Annotated in this window: 16 protein-coding genes; 6 read left to right on the top strand and 10 right to left on the bottom strand. The window is 68.9% G+C overall.

The window, feature by feature from the left end; all coding sequences use genetic code 11:
• The coding region (locus tag KME78_RS62395) for a hypothetical protein (RefSeq protein WP_219539716.1) at positions 1-265 on the top strand (265 nt) is incomplete at its 5' end.
• A gap of 611 nt (positions 266-876) precedes the next feature.
• Positions 877-1,803 carry a hypothetical protein gene (locus KME78_RS62390; protein ID WP_219539715.1) on the top strand — a complete coding sequence of 309 codons (927 nt, stop codon included), beginning with the start codon at positions 877-879 and terminating at the stop codon, positions 1,801-1,803.
• 947 nt (positions 1,804-2,750) lie between these two features.
• On the opposite strand, the gene KME78_RS62385 is transcribed toward KME78_RS62390, so the two are convergent.
• The 3 genes from KME78_RS62385 to KME78_RS62375 form a co-directional block, all read right to left on the bottom strand.
• Positions 2,751-2,969, bottom strand: a complete 219-nt coding sequence (locus KME78_RS62385; protein WP_219539714.1) for a hypothetical protein — start codon at positions 2,967-2,969, stop codon at positions 2,751-2,753.
• Positions 2,970-3,392: 423 nt separating this feature from the next.
• Positions 3,393-4,034, bottom strand: coding sequence for a 2'-5' RNA ligase family protein (locus tag KME78_RS62380; protein ID WP_219539713.1), 642 nt, complete (start codon positions 4,032-4,034; stop codon positions 3,393-3,395).
• On the bottom strand, positions 4,031-5,308 hold the full coding sequence (locus KME78_RS62375) for a helix-turn-helix domain-containing protein (protein ID WP_219539712.1): 1,278 nt from the start codon (positions 5,306-5,308) through the stop codon (positions 4,031-4,033). Before KME78_RS62375 ends, KME78_RS62380 begins: the two co-directional genes overlap by 4 nt.
• Before the next feature lie 140 nt (positions 5,309-5,448).
• Between KME78_RS62375 and KME78_RS62370 the strand changes: the two genes are divergently transcribed.
• Together KME78_RS62370 and KME78_RS62365 are read left to right on the top strand one after the other, a co-directional pair.
• Positions 5,449-5,655 (top strand): hypothetical protein, encoded by a 207-nt coding sequence (locus KME78_RS62370; protein WP_219539711.1) that lies wholly within the window; start codon positions 5,449-5,451, stop codon positions 5,653-5,655.
• Complete coding sequence (locus tag KME78_RS62365; RefSeq protein WP_219539710.1) at positions 5,652-5,936, top strand: hypothetical protein; 285 nt, start codon at positions 5,652-5,654, stop codon at positions 5,934-5,936. Before KME78_RS62370 ends, KME78_RS62365 begins: the two co-directional genes overlap by 4 nt.
• A 457-nt stretch (positions 5,937-6,393) precedes the next feature.
• Here KME78_RS62365 and KME78_RS62360 read toward each other — a convergent pair whose 3' ends face one another.
• The 6 genes from KME78_RS62360 to fxsT all read right to left on the bottom strand — a co-directional run bounded on the left by KME78_RS62360 (position 6,394) and on the right by fxsT (position 16,648).
• Positions 6,394-7,410: a coiled-coil domain-containing protein gene (locus tag KME78_RS62360; protein WP_308127602.1), complete on the bottom strand. Its 1,017-nt coding sequence runs from the start codon at positions 7,408-7,410 to the stop codon at positions 6,394-6,396.
• An 87-nt stretch (positions 7,411-7,497) separates the two neighbouring features.
• Positions 7,498-9,108 (bottom strand): serine/threonine-protein kinase, encoded by a 1,611-nt coding sequence (locus tag KME78_RS62355; protein WP_219539709.1) that lies wholly within the window; start codon positions 9,106-9,108, stop codon positions 7,498-7,500.
• 137 nt (positions 9,109-9,245) lie between these two features.
• Positions 9,246-10,310, bottom strand: coding sequence for an FAD-dependent oxidoreductase (locus KME78_RS62350; RefSeq protein WP_308127601.1), 1,065 nt, complete (start codon positions 10,308-10,310; stop codon positions 9,246-9,248).
• Positions 10,311-10,383: 73 nt separating this feature from the next.
• Positions 10,384-11,871 carry a M28 family metallopeptidase gene (locus KME78_RS62345; protein ID WP_246655088.1) on the bottom strand — a complete coding sequence of 496 codons (1,488 nt, stop codon included), beginning with the start codon at positions 11,869-11,871 and terminating at the stop codon, positions 10,384-10,386.
• Between the two features lie 184 nt (positions 11,872-12,055).
• Positions 12,056-13,522, bottom strand: a complete 1,467-nt coding sequence (locus KME78_RS62340) for a S8 family serine peptidase (protein ID WP_219539706.1) — start codon at positions 13,520-13,522, stop codon at positions 12,056-12,058.
• An 84-nt stretch (positions 13,523-13,606) separates the two neighbouring features.
• Entirely contained in the window at positions 13,607-16,648 is a 3,042-nt protein-coding gene (fxsT, locus tag KME78_RS62335) for an FxSxx-COOH system tetratricopeptide repeat protein (protein WP_219539705.1), read from the bottom strand.
• A gap of 84 nt (positions 16,649-16,732) precedes the next feature.
• On the opposite strand from fxsT, the gene KME78_RS62330 reads away from it, so the two are divergent.
• Positions 16,733-18,766: an alpha-amylase family glycosyl hydrolase gene (locus KME78_RS62330; RefSeq protein ID WP_219539704.1), complete on the top strand. Its 2,034-nt coding sequence runs from the start codon at positions 16,733-16,735 to the stop codon at positions 18,764-18,766.
• 18 nt (positions 18,767-18,784) lie between these two features.
• On the opposite strand, the gene KME78_RS62325 is transcribed toward KME78_RS62330, so the two are convergent.
• Positions 18,785-20,590, bottom strand: coding sequence for a GMC oxidoreductase (locus KME78_RS62325; RefSeq protein WP_219539703.1), 1,806 nt, complete (start codon positions 20,588-20,590; stop codon positions 18,785-18,787).
• Positions 20,591-20,707: 117 nt separating this feature from the next.
• Here KME78_RS62325 and KME78_RS62320 point away from each other — a divergent pair.
• The coding region (locus KME78_RS62320; RefSeq protein WP_219539702.1) for an ATP-binding protein at positions 20,708-22,545 on the top strand (1,838 nt) is incomplete at its 3' end.

Below are 22,545 nucleotides of genomic sequence, written 5' to 3'. Positions count from 1 at the left end.
GCGAGTCCTTCCGGATGAAACAGGCACGCACCAGGACGCCAGCACGCCTGATCAAGAAGTAGTCAACTTCGAAGAACTGGGGACTTCTACATGGCCACCAGCGGCGACACGCACTTGGCCGTTGACATCGCCGAGTGCGCCTGGTTCGCTCATCACGCCGGTGGCGATGCTCGACGATCTTTTGAAGCCGTTCCGCGAGGGAAAGCGGGACCCGATTCCGCCGTTATCCGCCAATGCGGGACGCGGACGAGCTTGTGACAGCTGAGGCCTGAAAATCCAAGATCGATCGCACTCTCATCGCATTCGATCAAAAACGCCCGGTCCGAGTTGATCTCAGACCGGGCGTTTTCCCTGTTCAAGCACAGAGCCGACGAGAGGAGTCGAACCCATGACCTTCTGTTTACAAGCCGGATCGAAGACGTCCACGGGCGTCCGCATAAGGCTTTTAGCCCTGCTCACAGCCACGCGGCGCCGACCAGGAACCCACGGCAGTCCACGGTTACCCAGGTACGTTGTTAGCACCCGTGTTAGCAAGATCGGTGCGTAGCTCGCGTAACTCGGTGGCAAGTGGACTCGAAGCACAGGGCCATCAAGGCCCGAGCATCGGAAGCCACGCGGCAGACTCGCGGTAACGGACCTTCTGTTACGTTGCACCGGCCGAGTTCATTGGGATAGGAAGTGAACGTGATCGTGTAGAACAAAAGCCTCCCACGAGCCACGCCCCCAGGGAACCGCGGCGCTCGGCTGACACGTCTACTGCACTCTGATCAGTCGGCCGCTGGCCAGCGGCCCTACTCCTCTGGCATAAACGGCCAGCAGAGGCCAACTGGAGCTCTTGGTCTTCACATACGCTCACTTCTCTTAGACCATGTGCCTATGGACGCGCCTTCGGTCGGTCGCCAACTTCGAGCATTGAAGAAGTTCCTTGAGAGAACATGGCGTGACAGCCCAAAATCGATCCAGACAGCCGCTAAAGGAATGGCTGGACTCGGAGCGGCGATCATAGCGCTTGGCACAATAGGTGACATTGCCCAAGTCTGGGCAAATGCTCCATTTTGGACAAATCTATTCTCTTCATTTGCGGGATTTCTTCTCGCGGTCCCCGTAGGTCTAATTATTCTCAATCAGATCACCTCGCAGATGTCGGCAGCACAGCAACTCAAGTCACTAATGGGCGTAGCTAATCAATTGGGTGAACGCTTGCATGAGTACTCAAATAATCTGCAGGTGAAGTCCCAACATCTGCCACGGGAAAAATCCCTGCCTGAGCTATTCTTTAAACGCAGGGGCGAGGCCCTCAAGCTGATTGGTGATATATCAACTGGACTGAAGAATCAGAGGGCAATGTCGAAGACGGACCTCGACGAGCTAATCACTCTTGGCCGAAATTGCTCAGATGCCTGGACATGGACATGGGTATCATCTACTCAAGCTTACGGCACAATAGATAGGATCCGTGGGGCAGCAAGCGTTCTTCGTGACTACGTTGAGCCAAAAATGCTTGAGCTATCCGGCTCGACGCTTCTGGATGCTGCAACGCTGGATGATCTCGATGCAACTCTCGACTGGATCGCACCTAAAGAAGGCGTTAATGATAGCCCCATCAATTGGGTTGCCATCGCTGGTACAGCACTAGATGCACTGAAGTCACACGAACAGCCCGATACGAATGTCGAGGCACTAGCGGAAGCCATCGTTAGGTTGCATAATGCAATAGAGGCAAGCGAAGAGGCCAACGACATGCTGGCGGAGCTCAACAAGACCATCTCCTCGGTTTGCGTCCAACTCCGCATCGTTCAATAGTGCATCTACTCGTAATCTATCTCGACGCGATGAATGCTACGGAGGTCGACCTAAAATGCAGTCCGATCTGCTGACTGTCGCTGACATTGCAGCACTGCTTGATCTGCCTCTGCGAGATATATGGAGGCTGCGGCGAGAGTCGCTTTTCCCCATTCCAATTAGGGATGATGATGGACATGATCGGTGGGAGCGGCAGCAGATTGATCAGTGGGCTAGGAGTCGAGGGCACAAGCCAGCGGCCAGGTATCGGCTGGAAGACCTGAGGACGGCCGCCAAACCTTGCCCATATCTAGGCATTCAGTTTCTTTCAAACTTTGCCGTTCTAACGTGGGATACCGACTACGGTCGAGTCTGTCTAGTCTACCCATTCCAGGAGAGCCATTTCCACAGGGAAACGCTCTCCAAACTTCTCCCACATGCTTTCTCGATCGTCTTGGTTAGCCTCAACGATTTAATCGAGTTTGAGCCTTCACGCCCCGAGAACAGCAACTACGTGGACGCGGATGATCTGCGACGCACTCTCGGCAGACCAATCCCATATTGGCCAATCTCTCTGCGCATTCCATCGGTAATGAGACGGTGGGATCCTGACGAGTCAGCTGTCCTAGAGCATCCCAAGGACGAAATCGATGAATCGATAGTATTAGAGCTTGCTAATGAATACCCTCACGATCACCCAGTCGGGACCGTCCTCCGCTATATAGTCAGGCGCCGTAGACATCAAGGGTTCTTGTGGGCAGAGTCCGACATTGAAGACTGGGAGCAGTCGAGTAGCGTAACGATTGCTGCACGACCTATCCCAGCGCCAGCCCCTCCAGCGGAACCAACAGGACGCGACAATGAGATCGCGTGGGCGGAGATTTTCTCCCGAGAAGATGATCTTGCGTCACGGTGCGCAAAAGAGGCTTACGGGTGGGTTAAGGGTAGGCTTCAGCCATTCTCAACAGTCACGCAAATCTATCAAAGTGGCAATGTAGCTGCCGAATGGATCGCCTCTCTTGAGGCATGCTCATGGCGAGCAGAGTTTGCTCGCTTGGGAGCCAGTCGAGGCGATGCGCTATTTCACGATCCAGCAACAGGATTGCCCGCATATCGCCCTGATCGTGACAATAGATACTTTGCAGCTCTGCCTCATCAGCTTCCCGGCGAATCTCCGCTTCAATCACTCATCCTCGACGGCGATGCCTGGATTCGCACCCGTGACGGAAAGCTGTATCTTGCACCGGGCGGCGAGGGGATAAACGCCACCTGGGGCTACGGAGGAACTGGTCCTTCATATCTTGCAAACCTTATATATCGCCTACTGGAGAATATTAGGATCTCTGCGTTTGATGCCATAGATGACCGTACTGAGACGCCTCAGGGACTGTTGGATCTAATGCGAATGAAACATGAGAACGGAACTGTTCTAGACCGGCGCGACCTCGAAAGCGCAACGCGTTCCAAGGTCTGACTTCGGAGAAGCGTATCGGCTGGCGCAGATCGCGCTGCGGTATTGGGCGTGTGGGCGGTGCTGGCCGCGACCGGCCGGAGAGCCGCAGCGCGGCCAGCAGAGGTAGTGTCGACTGATCGCGTGACTCCGGCGGTGGTTAGAGGGGGTCGGTTTCGCCGAGAAGGAGGGCGGAGCCGATGTGTTGCCAGTTCCAGAGGCGTTCGGGGCCGTGCTGGATGACGAGGCTGACGGAGTCGAGGGTGAGTTCATGGGCTGGGAGCCTGGGTCCCAGAGCTTCGATCAGTGGAGCGGCAGGCTGCTTGGCGATGCTGTAGGCGATGGTGATGTGTGGGGCCCAAGTGGCGGGGCCTTCGGTGCGTTCTGGGTGGCCGGTGAGGGTTTCGGTGGCTGTTTGGACGGCGTCGTGGATGGGCTTCAGCTCAGAGGCAGACTCGACGCCGAGCATGATCGCTTGTGGGTGGTAGAGGATGCGGCCCAGCGTCACGGTGATGGGCGGCACGTCGGCAAGCAGACGTGAGACCTCGGTTAGCATCGCGTGGCCCTGGTCGAGAGAGATGTCGTCGGTGGAGCCGGCGACGAGTGTGGTCATGTGCAGCCATTTGGAAGGCGTGTCGTGCAGGCCGGAGAAGGGGGCGAGCCGGTCTCGTGCTTCCTGGGCAAGGGCACGGACCTGCGCGTAACGGCCGACCAGCATGTGCCAGTAGAAGGTGCCTTCGCCCGGTTGTGGTTCCGCTCGGTCGGCCCAGCGGTTTTCCATCTGTACGGGAAGCGGGCTCATGCGCTCTCCATCGTGGGTTCGTCCGGTAGGGCGGCGGCGTTGAAGTCGCGGATCTGTTGCCTGAGCCGTACGGCGTCGGCGCAGTCGGCGAAGCGTGGATGGGCAAGCCGGTGCGACAGGTCGTCGAGGTAGCCGGTGACCGTGGTCAGGCGTAGCTCAGGCGGTATGGACAGGACTGGCACGGTCTCGTGCATGACGCCGGACAGGTCGTCTTTGAGTAGGTGGGCGATGCCTGCGGCGACTCTAATCTGTGCCCAGGTGGCAAGTGAGGGCCGGTCACCCGCGGCTGCTGCTCGGTCGGCCATGGCGGCCGCACCCAGTGCTGTGTCAGGCTCTCCGGTTCGTACGGCTACCGCCAGGCTGAAGAGCGTCTGTCGTTGTGTGGGGAAGGACCAGACGGAGCGGGGCGGGATGGTGGTCACCGAATCGGCGCAGAGGTCGGCGCGGTGGGCGGCGTCGCGGGCTCGGCTGATGTCTCCGAACAGTGCTGCGGAGTTGGCCTCGTACCACTCGAGCTGGTGTTTCATCGGCCCTGCGGGGGTGGCGTTGTATCCGCGTCGGGCGAGGTCGGCGGCCTCGATGTAGTGGCCTTGCCAGCGTGCGGTCTTGGCGCGGGCGTACCAGGCAAGTCCGGGGTTGGAACTGGCTTCCTCGGCGAGTTGGACGGCTATCCGGCCGTACGCCTCGGCTGCCTGGTCGCGGTTGACGTCGCCGAGCAGTACGGCGGCGTGGGCGATCAGGTCGGCGTCGATCCGCAACAGATCGCGCACCTGGCGGAACCGAAGATCGCTCTGGTTGAGCAAGTCACGGACTTGGCGGTGTACGCGTCTGACGTGGCGCATCAGGTTCTTGGGAGGGATCTCGGTGTGTGCGCCGGCCATGGAGGCTGCCGCCTGTTCGATCTCCTCGATGGCCTCGGAGTGGCGGCTGCCCTGATTGAGCCAATCGGCGATGTCCGCGATCTCGTCGATTTCTGGGGGCGTGTCTCGGGTGAGTGGCGCTGCGCCGACTGGCAGGACGGTCGGCGCTTTCGAGCGTCCGAACCCCAGAGCCTCCATCCGCAGCCTGGTGACCTCTTCCAGGGCCGCCGGGTACGGATTTCGTGGCCAGGCCACCTCCCCCTTCTCCCAACGCCGGATCCTCTCCTCGTCGCAGGCGAGCCGCCCGGCTATGCCGCTCTTGGACTGGTTGATCAGTTGGGCGAGCTGGTCGCGGGTGAGCTTGTGTTGCTCACGCCATCTCTGCAGTTGCAGGTTAGGGACCTTGTCGGCCATTGGGGTCACCTCCCGTTGAGGGGGCCAAGAGGGGGACGTCAGGGGGTTGCTCAGCGGTCCCGGTGTCTGAGGTTCGCCGGTGGACTTGTCATCAAGCAACCACGGTACGTTACGCGGCCTCCCACCACAGGGGACGCCGGATGAACGAGGAGATGGCAACGGTGATCCGGCCGGACGAGACCAGCGAGACGTCGCCCCGCCCCACCTGCCGGGTGCGCGGGATCAAGCTGCGCGACTCCCGTCGCGCGCTCCTCGTCGGCGACAGCAACGGAGATGAAACCTCCAGTGGGGAGCGCGAATGTCTCGACTGCCTCGACGGCGGCCGGGCCAAAAGGAGCGGGAGATGAATTCGATCATGGCAGCGGCAACGGCCGGCTTCGCGCACAACGACGAAGAGGGCGACCTGCTCATCCGGCTGCGTGACCAGCTCACCAACCTCGGCGTCAATGCCGAGCTACGGGACAATAACAGTGCGCTCATGGTGCACCGACCGCAGCCGGGGCTACCGGTGTGGGTGTTCGTCGGGTACAGCGGCGCCTACTACTCCTGGCAGAGCGCCGAGAAGCGCCACCCGACCAGCGACCCGGAGGGCGCGGCATACGTCCTGGCGGACTACATCGCCAGGTGATGACGGGCGCGACGCGACAGGCATGGGTCCCGGCCGGAGGGGCGGGAGCCCATTGTTCCTGCCTCGTCGCGTCTCCTCTCCCGGCAGGCAGCATCAGTGGCATCCCCCGCGGCGACCTTCCCGGCCCGGCCGCTGTGCTGTCTGCCGGGTTCCTTGCCTACGGCTCCCGCTTCTGCCAACGGCGTGAACAGGCGTTGAGCCTGCTGGCCAAGAAAGCGGATCTCGGCCACTGGTACCCGCACGAGCTTCGGGTCCTCGCAGGCGAAGCCTGCGCGGGGAGGACGTCCGAGCGAAGCGAGGCCCTACAGGGGTCGGGGCTTTGGCCCGACTGGAAGCGACGTCTGAGCCCTCAATGCGCGAAGCGCCCAGAAAGCGAAGCCCGTTGTGCGCCGAAGGCGCCCCCGAGGAAGAACAGCCCGGAGCGAAGCGGAGGCCCTTTGGAGCATCCTCCACCGCCTCAGTACACCGAGATGTGCGGGTGGTCGTAGTGGTTGGCTGTGGTGCCGCCGCGGTCCGACATCGTGCGCCAGGCGCCGGTCCTGGCGTGCCAGATTCGCTGCCGGTAGATGATGTACATGATGCCCAGCCGCTTGGAGTTCTTGATCGCCCAGGCGGCGATCTCGTTGCCGCGGGCCACCTCGGCGGCCGTCGGCATCGAGCCGCCGCGGCTCAGCATGAAGTCGCACGCCCGCCCGAGCGGGTGCTCGCCGCCGTCCTGGATCGCCCGGTAGCAGCCGATGCCGTTCGGTACGTCGAACCGCTCCTTCACGAGGGTCTTGACCAGGCGCATCCGGGGCGTGATGTTGTCGGAGCCCCCGGGTAGCTGCGGGACCCAGGTGCCGTCCGAACGCCGTACCCCCGGCGCCTTGTACAGCTTGTCGATCTTGTCCTTGATCTTCCTGATCAGGTCCTCGGCTTTGTCCTTGCGCTTGCCGAGGTCCGCGACCTGGGTGCCGAGTTCCTCGGCGCGGGCGGCCGCCTCCTGCTCGGCCTGCTTGCGGGCGTCCCTGACCTGGGCGAAGCCGCTCAGCCGGGCGTTCTGCCGGTCGATGAGGTGGTTGGAGAGCGCCAGGTTGCCCATGAGCGCCGACGGGTCGCCGGCCCCCGAGAGCATGGTGGCGGCGCTCTGTGGGCCGCCGTTGGTGTATTGGGCGATGGCGATACGCCGGAGTTCAACCGACTCGCGGGCGTAGATCTCCTGGGCCGCGGCCAGCTTCTCCTTGGCGGCCCGCTCCGCCTTCTCGGCCTTCTGGTGGGCGATGCGGCCGTTGTAGTACTCGGTGATCAGTTTGTCCGACTGCTTCCGCAGCGCGGCCAGCTCCTTCTTGAGCTGCTTGATCGTCGGCTTGGGGGCCGCGTGCGCGGGGGTGGCCGGTCCTGCCGCCAGGAGCACCGCCGTGAGCAGCGCGGAGAGCGCTTGGGTGAGAGTTCGGATGGGACGGCGCCGCCGGTCAGCGGGGGATGCAACCGCCACACTTCTCCTTCGCCCGAGCTGCGGGGCTCCGAAGTTCGCCCCTGTCCGAGGCTAGATAGTAGGGGATCACATGTATCGGACGGCAAATTAGCAAATTTCGGTATGTCCGGCATCGCCCACCCGGCGCCTGGCTCTGCGGGCCACCCACTGACGGCCGAGCAGGGCCGAGCCCGGGACCAGCACGAAGCCGAGCAGACCGCTCCCAAGTCCGAGACCGACGTCCGCGTCCAGCAGGCCGTCCTTGCCCTCGAGCAGCGGCACGCCGACCGACACCTTGACCGAAACCGAGACCAGCGGCTGCGCGGCGGCGGTCGGGGCGGGGGCCTGGGTGGTCGCGGGGCGGGTGGTGGCCGGGCGTTCAGACGGCTTGGGCTCGCCGGCCGCCTGCTTGGTCGTCGGCCGACTGGTCGGTTTGACGGTCGGCTTGACGGTCGGCTGAGAGGTGGCGGGGTGGGTGGCCGGGGTCGGGGTCGGCTCCGGCCCGCGGGTGGCCTCGTGCGAGCGGACGGGCTCGTGCGAGCGGGCCGGCTCCCGCGATCCGGTGGGGTCGGCGTGCTCCCTGGTGGCCGCCGGATCCACCGCGTCAGTGGTGCTCGGGCCCGCGGTGACGATGGACGGCTCCGCCGTACCCGATCGGCTGGGGATGACGGGAGCGGACGTGCTGACGGGCGGGAGCGCGGCGACGCTGTCGTCCGGCGGTGCATCGTTCCAGATCACGAACGCCGACACCACCGCGGCGGCGGTCGCGACCACCAGGCCGCTCGTCACCGCGAACTTGGTCATCGGCGCGAGCGCGCTCTGGAACAGGCTCGTGCCGTTCCCCTGCGCCGGCAGCGGCTTCGACAGGGGAAGAAGCGCGGTGAGCGGCACGGTCAGCAGGCCGAGTCCGGCCCGGCCGCGTACCTCCCAGCCGGTGCCGTAGGCGAGGTCGGCGACCTTCTCCAGCTCCTCCAGGAACACCTCGGCCGACTCCGGCCGGTCGGCGGGGTCCTTGGCCAGGCCGTGCCCGACCAGCGCCCGCATCGGCTCCTCGACCTCCTCCAGCGGAGGTTCGGCGTGCTGGTGCCGGTAGGCGAGGGCGGCGTAGTTCTCGCCGGTGAAGGGCCGGTGCCCGGTGAGGCACTCGAAGAACACCACGGCCGCCGCGTACACGTCCGACGCCGGCCCGGCCGGGGCGTCCGCCCACTGCTCGGGCGCCATGTAGGAGGGGGTCCCAGCGAGCGGGGGGTTCTCGCCGGAGTGCGCGGCGACGCCGAAGTCGACGAGCTTGCTCTGTCCGTCCGGCGAGACGATCACGTTCTCGGGCTTGAAGTCACGGTGTACGACGCCGCGCCGGTGCGCCTCGGCCAGCCCGAGCAGGGCGCCCTTCAGTACGGTCAGCGCCGCCTCGGGACCGGTGGCGCCCGCGTGCCGCAGCAGGCGGCGCAGGGTGACGCCGTCCACCAGCTCCATCACGATGCAGGCGTCTTCCTGGCCTTCGATGTAGTCGAGCAGGCGGGCCGTGTGCGGGCTGTCGAGCTCGCGGATCAGCCCGGCCTCCGCGCGGAACCGTTCGACGAACAGCTCGTCATCGCGTAATCGCGCGGACAGGTGCTTGATCGCCACGGGCGTTCCGTCGGACTCCCGTAAGGCGAGCATGACCCGGCCGGTGGCGCCATGTCCAAGTTCCCGGACTTCGGTGTAGCCGGGAACATCCATCGGGGGGACCTCCAAAGACGGATAAAGATCCTTATACATGGACGCTAACCCGTGGTAACGCCCCGTGTCGAGACCTATTGCCCGCGTTACCGAGCCCCTTGCCGCAATCGGTATTTTTACTACGCCTTATAGTAGGTTCAGGCGGCGGGGGCCATGGCGAGGAGCCGGCGGATGTTCCCGGCGGCGGTGCGGCCCGCGCGGTTGGCGCCGATCGTGCTGGCCGACGGGCCGTATCCGACCAGCTGCAGCAGCGGTTCGGCGAGCACCGCGGTGCCGTCCACCCGGATCCCGCCCCCGGGCTCGCGCAGCCTCAGCGGGGCGAGGTGGTCCAGCGCCGACCGGAACCCGGTGGCCCAGACGATCGTGTCGGCCTCCTCGTACCGCCCGTCGTCCCAGCTCACCCCGTCGGCCGTGATCCGGCTGAACATCGGCAGCCGCTCCAGCGCCCCCTTGGCCAGCGCCTCCCGGACGATCGGCGTGTAACCGAGCCCCGTCACGGCGACCACGCTCTGCGGCGGCAGCCCGGCGCGTACCCGCTCCTCGACCAGGGCGACCGCGTCGCGTCGCGCGTCCTCGCCGAAGTCGTCCAGCGGGCGGAACACGGGCGGCCGGCGCGTGGCCCACAGGGTGCTCGCGGCCACGCCGGCGATCTCGGAGAGCACGTGCGCGGCGGAGGTCCCGCCACCCACGACGACCACCCGCCGCCCCGCGAACTCCTCCGGCCCCCGGTAGGTCGCGTAGTGCAGCTGACGACCGCGGAAGGAGCGCGTGCCCGGATAGTACGGCCAGTACGGGCGGGTCCAGGTGCCGGTGGCGTTGACGACCGCCCGCGCCGCCCACTCCCCCGCGCCGGAGGTGACGACGAGCCGCCCGCCCTCGCCCCGCGCCACCGCCGTCACCTTGACCGGCCGCAGCACGGCGAGCCCAAGCTCTCGCTCGTAGTCCGCGAAGTACGCGGGCACCACCACGGCGGCGGGCCGCCACCCACCGTTCACCGCCGGATCGGAGCGCCGCACGCCGGGCAGGTCGAAGAGGCCGTGCACCTTGTCCATGGTCAGCGACGGCGACCGGTGCCGCCACGCGCCGCCCGGCCCGTCGTCCGCGTCCAGCACCAGCGGCTCGAAGCCGAACCGGCGCAGGAAGTAAGCGCTCGACAGCCCGGCCTGCCCGGCCCCGATCACCACGACGTCGATCTCGTCCACGTACGGATGCAACCGGCGCGACCCCGCGCCTCTTCCCGGCTGGTGCGGAAGGCAGGCGCGGGGTCCCGGCAGATCAGCTGACGGAGCCGGTCACCGCGGCGCGCGCACTGGACGCGACCACCGCCCGGGCGGGGATGGACCGGGTGTTGAACGCGTACCTGGCCATGGAGTCGGCGATCGCGTCGGCGTCCACGTCCAGCGCGGTCGCGTTGATGTTGGCGGTCGTGTCGCACGCCTGGTGGTAGCAGACGTCGTACGCCACGCCCGCCGTGCCGCCGAACAGGGCCGCCTCCGCGGCGGTCTTGATCCCCTCGGCACCGGTGAAGATGCCGCCGGACGGGATGCCGACCGCGATGAACGGCCCGTAGTCGGAGCGGCCGTCGAAGTCGGTGCCGTTGTGGCCCAGGCCGCGGCTGTCGTAGAAGGCTTCGAGCTGCTTCTCGATCTGCGCCGATCCGGGCGGGCCGGCGGGCGAGCCGACGGCGTCGGAGTTGTCGCCGTCGTAGAGCTTGTAGGCGTAGTTGGGCGAGGCGACCATGTCGAAGTTCAGGTACAGCCTGATGCGGTCCCGCTGTGCCGGGGTCAGCTTCTCGACGTACTGGTCGGAGCCGAGCAGACCGATCTCCTCGCCGGCCCAGAACGCGAACCGCACCTTGTTCTTGACCGGATAGAGCGCCATCTCCTCGGCGACCTCCAGGATGGAGGCCGTGCCGGAGCCGTTGTCGTTGATGCCGGGCCCGGCGTGGACCGAGTCGAGGTGCGCTCCGGTCATGACGACGTTGCGCGGGTCACCGCCGCGGCTCTCGGCGATCACGTTGTCGTTGGTGCCCAGGACGAGGGTGGCGTCGACCTTGAGGTGGACGCTCGCGCCCGGCGTGGCGGCCAGCGCGTTGCCGACGGCGAAGTCGGCGAAGACCATCGGGACGCCGGCCCGCCACTCGCCGATGTCCAGCGGGAACGCGTCGGTCCTGCCTGGCTGGCCCTCGTTGAAGACGATGATGCCGGAGGCGCCCGCCGCTCCCGCGTTGCGGATCTTCTGGGCGAAGGCGCAGGTGCCGCGCTGGATGAGCGCGATGTTGCCCCGCGTAAAGCCGGCGAAGTCCGCCGCCTCGCAGCCGCTGTTGGAGGTCGGCGTGGGCGTCGGCGGCAGGGTGAGGTCCACGCCCTGTACCGGCGCGGTCACCTCGCCCGCCGGGGAGGGCTGGAAGGTGAAGAAGTCCTCGTTCGGAACGTAGGCGTTGAGTACGGGCGGGCTGTTCTCGGTCCAGCTCTCCACGAAGTTGATCGGCTGGAGCGTGACCTTGTAGCCGGCCTTGCGCAGCTTGCCGGCGACGTAGTCGCGGGAGGCGTTGTAGCCGGGCGTGCCCGTCGCCCGCGTGCCGCCGTTGGCGTCGGCTATCGCCTGCAACGCGTCCAGGTGCTTCTTGACGTTCGCGCCTTTGACCTGCTTCACCAGCAGCTTGGCGAAGAGGTCGTCGAGCCCGCCGGCCTGCGCCGGGACGGCCATGGCCAGCGGCAGGGAGAGCGCCGTGATGAGGATGAGGACCGTTCTGCGGAACATGCGCATGCGGATTCCCCCAGTAGGGACGAGGCCCGAGAGCTACTGAACCGGAACGTAAACCGCTGGACGCCCCCTGAGAAGGCCCAGCAGGGCCGCAGCGGCCGCCCCCGCGACGCCGCCGCGACCCCCGCCGGTCTGACCTGCCCTTCGGGCGGGCCGGCCTACCGGCAGTCATGGTGGCCCGTCAGACGGGTGGTGGGACGGTGTGCAGGTTGCGCGGTGTGACCGAGCGCGCCAGCAGGTACGCCGCCGCGGCGTCGACGAGCCCCGCGCCCGTCGCCCCGTCGAAGCCCTCCCCCGCGAGCTCGCCGGTCCCGCTCTTGCCGTCGACGACGTCCCGCGCCGACGCCCTGAGCAGCGCCTTCACCAGGTCGGGCGACAGCCCCGGCTGGACCTGCTTCAACAGCGCGCACACCCCGGCGATCTGCGGCGCCGCCGCGCTGGTGCCGCTGATCACGCTCCAGCCGTCGTCGGGCGCGGTGCCGTCCTTGACCGGGTAACCGGACCCGGCCAGCGAGGAGTCGATGACGTCGCCGGGCTCGGTCGGCAGCATGATGTAGAGCGCCCTGGGCTGCCGTCCCACCAGCCCGCAGACGTCGGGCACGTGCCGCCCGGGATAGATGAGGCTGTCGAAGCTGCTCGCGTAGTCGGACGCCTCCATCTTGAACTCCCCGTTGACCTGCGTGTCCGCCACGTACACGCCGCCCGCGGCGATGACGTCGGGCATCATCGCGGGGAAGGAGATGTGGCCGTTGCCCGCCGAGAAGCAGACCGTGATGCCGCGCACCCGCACGGCCTCCAGCACGGCCAACTCCAGCGGCCGCAGATGGTTGGGCAGCCCGGTGAGCCCGTTGAGGTCGTAGCCCCAACTGTTGGTCAGGACCGCGGGTGACAGGTCGGAGGCGGTCTTGAACGCGAGCGTGGCGTTGCCGCCCATCTTCACGCCGACGAAGTCCACGTCGCGCGCGCAGGCGAAGATGTTGGCCGCCTCGGCCGTGCCGTGGCCGTACTCGTCGTGGTCCACGCGGGCGGCGTCCGGCGCGAGGGTGGCGTTGTAGTTGTAGCCGTGATGCGGGTAGAAGGGATGTTTGTAGAAGCCCGTGTCGACCATGGCGACGAACACGCCCCGGCCGGTCACCCCCTGCTCGTGCACATGGCAGGCGCGCAGCAGGAGCCCGACGTCGTCCGGCACCCGCAGATGGTGATAGGCCACCCGGGGCGGCAGCGGCGAGCCGTAGAACTGCGGCGGCGCCTGCGGGTAGGCCCGCTCGATCAGCGGCTCCAGGTCGGCGGGCAGCGTGAACGGGACCCCGGACACGTGCGACAGATAGGAGACCTCGTCCTCCACGGTGGCGACCGGCGCGCCGCGCAGGCTGTGCGGTCTGACTTCCACGCGGGTGTTGAACGTCTCCTCCCAGAGCCGGCGCGGACCCTCCGCGCTGATGGAGAACGTCCCGATGTGCCGCACGGTGAATCCCCTGCGCTGCAGGGCGAGCGCGGCCTGCGCGGCCCGCTCCGGCGACGGTCTGAGGTCGTCGAGACGCGCCGCCTGTACGGCCGACGACTCGGCGAACATGGAGGCCCGGCCCGGTGGCCGCACCACCGCCTCGAAGTGGACGGTGGACTCGCGGCGTTCGGTGATCGTGGTCATGCTTCCCCCGGGACGTCCGTGAAATCCGGCATGTCCCCAGGGTCACGTTCCCGGGCGGATCCGGCCTCGGGGGGCGGCTGAGGGCTAACCCTGAATGGGGCTCCTGCCACGTGCCAGAATCCGCTCGGCCCTGGAGCGGCAGTCGTCGGCGGACTCCTGCTCCTCCAGCCGCTCGTACGCCTCCGCGAGGTCGAGCAGCGTGTACGCCACGTCCGGGTGACCGTTGCCCAGCACCCGCTCGGTGCCCGCGAGCGCGCTGCGCAGCAGGTCCCGCGCCTCGGCGGCCCGGCCGTCGGCCAGCAGGGCCTGGCCCAGCCGGCGCACGCCCAGGTGGACGTGGGCGTGGTCGTCGCCGTAGGCGTTCCTGAACACCTGGATCGCCCGCTCCTGGTGGTCCCTGGCCAGCTTCGGCTCGCCGGTGTCCAGGTCGACCAGGCCGAGGTTGGTCAGCGGCATGCCGACCTCACCGTGGCCGGGGCCGTAGCAGAACTCCAGGATCGACAGCGCCCGCTCGTGGCTGATCCTGGCCTCCTCGAAACGGCCCGTGAGACGCAGCGCGTACCCGAGCTTGTCGAGGGTGTGGGCGACGTCGGGATGCTCGTCCCCGTACACGGCGGCCAGCATCGACGCCGCCTGCTCCTGCAGCTTGACGGCCCGCTGCGGGCGGCCCGTGTCCTGGACGACGAGGCCCAGCCCGGACAGGGTGTGCGCGACGTCGGGGTGGTCGGGGCCGAGGATCGTACGCGCCGTGGCCAGCGCCCTGGTCAGCCATTCCTGGGCGGCGCGCAGGTCGCCCGCCGTCCACGCGGCGAAGCCCAGGTCCCGGCTGACGCGGGCGATCTCCCTGCGGTCCGGCTCGTGCCAGGCCGTCAGGATGGCCAGCGCCCGTTCGAGGGTACGCCTGGCCTCGGGCAGGCGGCGCTGGCAGACGAGCACGGCGCCGAGCCGTTGCAGGACCCGCGCCACGGCGGGGTGGTCACCGCCCATGGCCCGTTCGGCCAGCACCAGCGCCTGCTCCTGGGCGGCGCGGGCGCCGTTGATGTCCCCGGTGAGCTCCAGCAGGTTGCCGTGGTCGGACAGGACGGCCGCCAGGTCGCCGTCGGCGCCCGGCTGCCGCCTGACCAGCCGCAGCGCCAGCTCGAACAGCTCCTGCGCCCGCTCGAACGCCGCCCGGATCGTGAGGTAGTGGCCGGAGCCGCAGAGCATGCGGGCCAGGCCCGGCACGACGAGGCCCGCGCTGCCGGCCTCCTGGCCGAGGTGGATGACGTCGGGGATGACGCTGTCCCAGGTACGCCAGGTGGTGGGGTTCTCGGCGTCGGCGGGCACGACCGAGCTCAGGATGCCGACGGCGCAGGTCACCCAGGTACGCCGCTCCTCGCCGGGCAGCCTGGCCCAGACCGCGGCCTTGACGAGCGGGTGCATGCGCAGCCGCCCCCGGTCCCGTTCGACGAGCGAGTGACGCAGCAGGTGGGCGATGGCGTCCTGCAGGGCCAGCTCGTCCTCGACCGCGTCCCTGAGCGCGGGCGGCAGCACGCCGGGCATGGAGTGCAGCAGGTCGAGCGAGACGCCGCCGGGGCCCAGCGTCGCGCAGAGGTGCAGCAGCTCGATGGCGACGGGCGAGGCCTGCGCGACCCGCTCGAAGGCGAGCTGCCAGACCGTGGCGAACGCCTTGTCCCGGGTGAGCAACTGGTCCGCGCGGCGCCGGAACAGGTCGCCGTACTCGTCGAGCTTCATGCCGGTCTGCTCGCTGTAGGCGGCGGCCTGCTCCAGCGCGAAGGGCAGGTCTCCGAGCTGGTCGGCGAGCGCCCAGGCGCCGCTGGTCCTGGCCACGCGCTTGGACAGGAAGTCGACGGACTCCGACCGGGAGAAGGGGCCCACGCGTATGCCCACGGCCAGCTGGCCCCAGGCGGGGTTGCGTGAGGTCACGATGACGTGCCCGGCCCGCAGCGACGACAGGAACGCCTCGATCAGCGTGCCGTCCTCGACGTCGTCGAGGATCAGCAGCCAGCGCTCCATTCCGGCCAGGCGCTCGCCCAGCGCGGCGAGGATCTCGCCGCGGTCGGCCTGCTGGCGTACGCCCAAGCGCAGCGCCAGCTCCGCCAGTACGCTCCAGAAGGCGACGGGTTCGACGGCCGAGGCCTCCCAGACCACGTCGTAGTCGGCGGCGTGCCGGTGCGCGTACTCCACGGCGGCCTGCGTCTTGCCGGTGCCGCCGAGCCCGTGCAGCGCCACCACCCGGGGCGGCGGGCGCGTCGTCGGCTCGGTCAGCGCGGCCTCGATCTCCTCCAGGATCGTCTCGCGGCCGGAGAACACCTGGTTGCGTGAGGGCAGGTTGACGATGCGCCGCGGCGGCGCGTCCTGGCGCGCCGGTGGGGCCGGGCTGCCGTCGAGCCCCGGATCGTGCCGCAGGATGGCCTGGTGGGTGGCCTGCAACGCGGGGGCGGGGTCCACGCCCAGCTCCTCGGCGAGTATCCGGCGGACCCGCTCGTACACGTTCAGCGCGTCGCCCTGCCGCCCGCACCGGTAGAGCGAGCGCATGAGCTGGGCGACGGACCGCTCGCGCAGCGGATGCTCGCTGACGCGCTGCTCCAGGCGCGGCAGCGCCTCGGCGTGCCGTCCCAGGGCCAGCTCCGCGTCGGTCCGGCCCTCCTCGGCGCTGAAGCGCAGCTCCTCCAGCCTGATGGCGTCGCACTGCGCCCACGGTTCGGTGGCGAACTCGGTCAGCGCCGGACCGCGCCACAGGCCGAGCCCCTGGCTGTACAGCGCCACGGCCGCCGCCCAGTCCCGCTGGGCCAGCGCCCGGCCGCCCTGCTCGACCAGCCGCTCGAAGCGGAAGGCGTCCACCATGTCCGGCTCGACGGCGACGCGGTAGCCCGAGCCGTGCGACTGCAGGATGTCGGCGCCGTTGAGCGCCTTGCGCAGCCGGGACACGTGGGCGTGCAGCGCGCTCAGTGCGCTCTTGGGCGGTGACCCGCCCCAGACGTGCTCGATGAGCTGGTCGGAGTTGAGAACCTCGCCCTGATGCAGGAGCAGAACTACCAGGATGGCCATCCGCTGCGGTCCGCCGAGCGCGACGGGGTCGCCATCGATCAGGACGTCGAACGTGCCCAGGATCCGGATGTCCACGCGTCTCCTCTCCTCTTGCCTGCGACTGTAACGCGGTTCAGATTGGGCAGACAGGGACGAATACCGGTCAAGGAGCCTGGCGTCATGGCGAATATCGACGAGATCATCGGCCAAGCCCCACCCGGGAGCATCTGGGAGGCCGTCTGGCCCCAGCGCGAGAGCTATCACCCCTCGCCGTCCGACTGGCGGGACGAGGTCATCTACTTCCTGCTGCCCGACAGGTTCAGCGACGGCCGCGAGCGCGAGCGCGACCCCGTCGACCGGGCCCGTCCGGCGAACTCCCGCCCGGCCGGGTGGATGTGGAACCGGTGGGCGGCCTCCGGCCGGGACCGCTTCCAGGGCGGCACCCTGCGGGGGGTCATCTCCAAGCTCGACTACCTGCGCGACCTCGGCGTGAGCGCGCTGTGGATCGCTCCGGTGTGGAAGCAGCGGCCCGTCACGTCCGTGGACGGCGTCCCCGCGCCGGACGACCCCCATGGCTACTCCATCCAGCACTTCCTGGACATCGACCGCAGATTCGGCACCCGCGAGGACCTGGTGGAGCTGGTGCGGGAGGCCCACGAGCGCGGTATCCGCATCATCCTGGACATCCTCATCAACCACACCGGCGAGAACTGGGACTACGACCTCGGCACCCCCGGCCATCCGGAGTACGTGGTCCGCCCGCCGTACGCGGGCCCGGGCGGGCGGCTGCCGTTCGGCGCGTGGCGGGACGGCACGGGGCAGCGCCTGCCGCAGGGCACCGCGCCGACCGAGCCCGACCACGGCGTGTGGCCGAGCGAGTTGCACGACCCGGACGCGTACACCAGGGCGGGCGGCGACGGAGGCGGCTGGGGCGCGGGCGGCGACGAGGAGCCGGACGCGCCCTACCGGCGGGCCGACTGGTTCAGCCGGGACCTCGACCAGTCCAGGGAGCTGCAGACGATCATCCGCATCTGGAGCTACTGGGTGGCGCTCACCGACATCGACGGCGTGCGCATCGACACGCTCAAGCACGTGCCGCCGCACGACGCCACGCTGTTCTGCGGGGCGCTCAAGGAGTTCGCCGACGGGCTGGGGAAGGCGAACTTCCTCATCGTGGGCGAGGTCGGCGGCGGCGACACGATCGAGGAGCGGTACCTGAGCCTGATCGGGCGCAATCTGAGCGCCGTCCTGGAGACCGGCGAGACGCGGCGCCTCATGCGCGAGGTGGCGCTCGGGCAGGAGGGTTTCCCGTTCCCCGACGCCGTCGAGGAGTTCTTCAACAGGTTCGCCACGCATGGGGTGACTCATCGTTCTCTCGGATCCGCCTACGTCTCGTCGCTGGACGATCACGACGACCTCTGGATCGATCCCCAGCTCCGGTTCGGCGCGCTGACGCCGCCGGGCCGGAGCGAGCCCGATCCCCGTCAGGTGACGGTCGGGGTCGCGCTGCTGCTGTACTCGCTCGGCATCCCGTGCCTCTACTACGGCACCGAACAGGGGCTCACCGGCCCCGAGGAGGGCGAGCGCCGGTGGCTCAGGGGCAAGGACGAGGGCTGGGGGGTCCGCGACCTGTCGGGTGACCGGTATCTGCGGGAGGCCATGTTCGGGCCGGAGCATCCGCGCAAGGCGGGAGCCGCCGGCCGGCCCGCCGACGACGAGTCGCCGGCCGCGGCGCACCTGTTCGACACCGAGCTGCCCGGCTTCGGTCCCTTCGGCACCGCGAACCACCACGTCTTCGACCAGGACAACGAGATCTACCAGCGGGTCAGGATGCTGCTGGCCACGCGGGCGGCCCACCGGGCGCTGCGGGCCGGCCGGCAGTACCTGCGCAGGCTCGGCCGGGCGGACGGCGGCTACGCGCTCCCCCGGCCCGGCGAGGTGCTGTGCTGGTCGCGGGTGCTGGCCGGGACCGAGGTGGTCTGCGTGGTCAACCCGAGCCTGACCGAGACGCGCGGCGCCCTCGTCGAGATCGACGGCGCCCTCAACGCCCGCACGCAGGAGCTCACCGTGGTGGCCAACACGGCCGAGGTCGGCGGGGCGACGAAGCACCCGCTCAAGTCCACCGTGACCGTGCTGCCCGGCCCCGGCGCCTCGCGCCACATCGAGCTGCAGGATCTGCCTCCCGCGTCCGTACTGGTGCTGACGAACCAGTAGGTCGACTAGACCTGCCCGTCAGAGAGAAAGGTGGTCCGCCAGCCGCATCGCCAGGGCCGTGAGCGTCAGCGAGGGGTTCGCGGCCGGCGATGTCGGGAAGACCGACAGGTCGCAGACGTAGAGGTTGTCATGCCCCCACACCTTCAGGTCGGGGTCGACCACGCCCATGCCGGGGTCCTCGCTCATCCGCAACGTGCCCACCTCGTGGCCGACCGCGCCGAGGTCGGCGTCGAACGGTTCCGAGGCGGCCGGGTCGCCGCCCATGATCTGGATGATCCGGCTGCCGATCTCCCGCACCGCCGCGAGGTAGCCGGGGATCTCGACCGGCTTCATCGTGAGCACCGGCCGGCCGGTGACCGGGTCCAGCTCGACGGTGTTGCCGTCGAGCAGCGGCACCGACGGGAAGAAGACGATCTCGCAGTCCATGCGGGAGACGTCCGCGGCCGCCGGGACGGCGTCCTCGTCCACCCGGTACTGGTTGAGCCCGATGCCCATCTCCACCACCACGTTGATCGGCATCGAGCCGACCGAGCCACGCAGCAGGATCTTCACCGAGTCGTGCGCGGCGTATCCGGGCGCGTCGCTCGGCAGCGTGAACTTCCAGACATAGGTCGGGTGGTCGGTGATCCCCTTGCCGACCCATTCGTTGCCGATCTGCGCGCGCCGGGCGAGCACGGCGCTGCCCACCGTGCCGGCCGCCATGATCACGCGGCCGCCGTCCGCCAAGCGGAAATCCCGGTCCTTGCCGGCGATCAGGTCGCGCGCCCGTACGGCCGCCACCCTGGGCGTGCCGCTTGACCGGTCCCATTCGAACCCGACGACCTCGTGGTTGAGGTTGACGTGCAGGTACCTGTTCCATCCGTCGCGCAGGCGGTCCTCCATCAGCAGCGCCGCCGTCGAGAAGATCCCCGAGGGGATGCCCAGCCGGTGCGCCACCGAGCTCTCGGCCGCCACCTGCACCTCGTGCTGGCGGAACCGCTTCAGCTGGGTGCGGAGCAGCTCCTTGACCGTCCTGCGGTAGTCGCTGAGCGCCGGGGGCGTGGCGTGCATCAGGTCGGTGGCCTCGTCGTACCACTGGGTACGCAGCTCGTCGTGGACGTCGCGCGGCCACGACTCGAACTCCCGCCTGATCATCGGCGGGATCAGCGCCCCCCAGAAGACCGACTTCCCGCCCAGGCAGAACGCCTCGGCGACCTGCATCCGGGCGGAGTTCGTCCGGTAGCGCTCCGACCGGTACTGGTACCACAGGCCCCAGACGGTCCTGTTCGCCTCGGCGCCGGTGCTCTGCATCCTGGGCATGTTGCCGACATGGGTGGAGAACAGGTAGCCACCGGCCTCCAGCACGAGGACCTGCGGCATCCGCCCGCCCTTGGCCGCGGCCATCCTCGTCAGCTCGTGGGCCAGGACGCCGCCGCCCATGCCGCTGCCGATGATGACGTAGTCGTACACCGCGCCCTCGTCCAGCTTGGGGGCGAAGTGCCGGCGGGCGGGCAGCGGGTTGGTGACGATGATGTCGTCCCGGGTCGGGAACAGGTCCGACTGGTTGCCGGTCATCGTCTCGATCCGCTCGCCCGCCGCGATGTCCGCGGGTGAGGCGAGGCGGTTGCCGTTCAACGCCTCCCAGGCCCCGTCACAGTGGAACTTGAACTCCACGGCCGTCCCCGCCGGCGGCCTGTCGAGCTCCACCCGCCACTCGTCCGCGCCCTCCACGTAGCGGCAGGGCACGCGGACCCGCCACCCGTCGAGACTGCTGAACACCCCCAGCCGCGCGTCGGGACGGATCGCCCCGCCGCGCAGCACGATCGTGAACGTCTCCCCAGCCATGCAAGCCCCCTCGCATGTCTCGCTAAATCTCCCGATGCTGGTATATCTCGCTCCGCTTAACCTTCGCTTGCAGCGGGCGACAAGGTGAGTGAGAGGACACCAGAGCACTGTGTGCGCATGCGAGAACGAGAGCTGGAGTCGCTGGCGGACCGCTTCGAGCTGGCCCGCCGGGGTGAGCCCGGGCTGGTCCTGATCCACGGCCCCGCCGGCATCGGCAAGAGCACCCTGCTGCGCCGGTTCCTGGCCACCCTCGACGGCCAGGCGCACGTACTCGCCACTGACGCCGTGGAGAGCGAGTCGGTGCTGCCCTACGGCGTGCTCACCAGGATCGCCGGGCTGCAGCCCGCAGACCCGTTCGAAGCGGGGGCACGGCTCCGCGACCGGCTCGACGAACTCCAGGCGGCGCGGCCGGTGGTGATCGCCATCGACGACGCGCACTGGGCCGACTCCGTCTCCCTCACCGCGCTCGCGTTCGCCTGGCGACGGCTGCGGCCCGCCCGCGTCCTGACCGTGCTGACCAGCCCGGACCCGTACCAGCCCGCCTCGCTCCAGCCGCTGCTCACCCGCGAGATGTCGGTACGCCTGGCGCTGACCGGCATCGGCGCCCGGCAGGTGCGCGCCCTGACCCACCTGCCCCTGACCGAGCAGGCGGCCGGACGGCTGTGCGAGCACACCGGCGGCAACCCGCGGCACATCCTGCAGGTCCTGGAGGAGACCGACCTCGACGAGCTGGCCGATCCGCAGATCCCGCTGCCGGTGCCGGGGCAGCACGCGCGCGACGCCCTGGCCCGGCTGGCCTGGTGCAGCGACTCCGCCCGGTCTCTGGTGGAGGCGGCGGCGGTCCTGGCCTGCGACATCGCCGTGGTCGGGGTCGGGGCTGGGGACGGGGTCGGGGCTGGGGGCGGCCGGGCGGTGGGCGAACCGGCACTCGGCTCGGCAGCCGCCCGGCTGGAGGCGCCGCTCGGCGCGACCGCCACGCCTTTCGACGACCGGCCGCTCGGCGCGCCCGCCAGGCTGTTCGACGAGGGGCCGCTGAGCGCTTCCGCCAGGCTGTTCGGCGAGGGGCTGTTCAGTGGGCCCGCCAAGCTGGCCGGCGAGGTTCCGCTCGGCGCGGCCGCCAAGCTGGCGGGCGTCCGCGCGCCGCTCTCGGCGCTGGAGGAGGCGCTGGGGGCCGGGCTGCTCGTGGAGCGGCCGACGGGTGCCGGGATCCTGATCCGCTTCTCGTACCCGCTGCTCAAGGGGGCGGTGTACCAGCACATGGGCCCCACCAAGCGGCTGCGCCTGCACGCCGCGGCGGCGACACTCGCCCAGGACGAGACCACCCGGCTGGAGCACCTGCTACGAGCCACCGAACGCCCCGACCCACCGCTCGTCCAGGAAATCGCCGCAGCAGGGCGCCGCAGGGCGGCGGCGGGCGACTGGGGGCAGGCGGCACGCCTGCTCGCGCAGGCGGCCAGACTGGACCGGGAGCCGGGCGCCGACGCCGTCGAGGCCCTCCTGTTCGACGGCCGCCCAGCCGAGGCCCACGCCCTGGCGGCCCGGCTCGGCGCCCACGAGACGCCCTTCCTCACGACCGCCTCCCCGAAGCCCCCACCCAAGCCGGCCCCCTGGCCCGGTACGGCCCTCCCAACGCCTCCGAAGCTCGATGCGCGCAAGCCGGGCACCGAAACGGCTTCAGAGGCCGGTGCGCACGAGACAGGCGCCGGGGCCGGTGTGGCGGACGGTCGATTCGCTCGAGGGGTGCTGGCGCACTACGCGGGCCGGGCCGAGGAGGCGGTGGTGGCGTTCGGTGAGGCGCGGGCTCTGTGCGCGCGGCCGGCGTTGCTGAACAGGATCGACGCCTGGAGCTGTCGCCCCGAGCCCGGCGACTACCTGCTCCTGATGCGTCACTCCGGCGGGCTGGGGGGCTCGCCACCGGCCAGGCTGCTCATCGCCGCGATGAGCAGCCTGGCCGA

Source organism: Nonomuraea guangzhouensis (assembly GCF_019396345.1).
Taxonomy (GTDB): Bacteria; Actinomycetota; Actinomycetes; order Streptosporangiales; family Streptosporangiaceae; genus Nonomuraea; species Nonomuraea guangzhouensis.
Note: the sequence above shows the minus strand (reverse complement) of the source record. Positions and strands in the feature narration are given on the sequence as shown.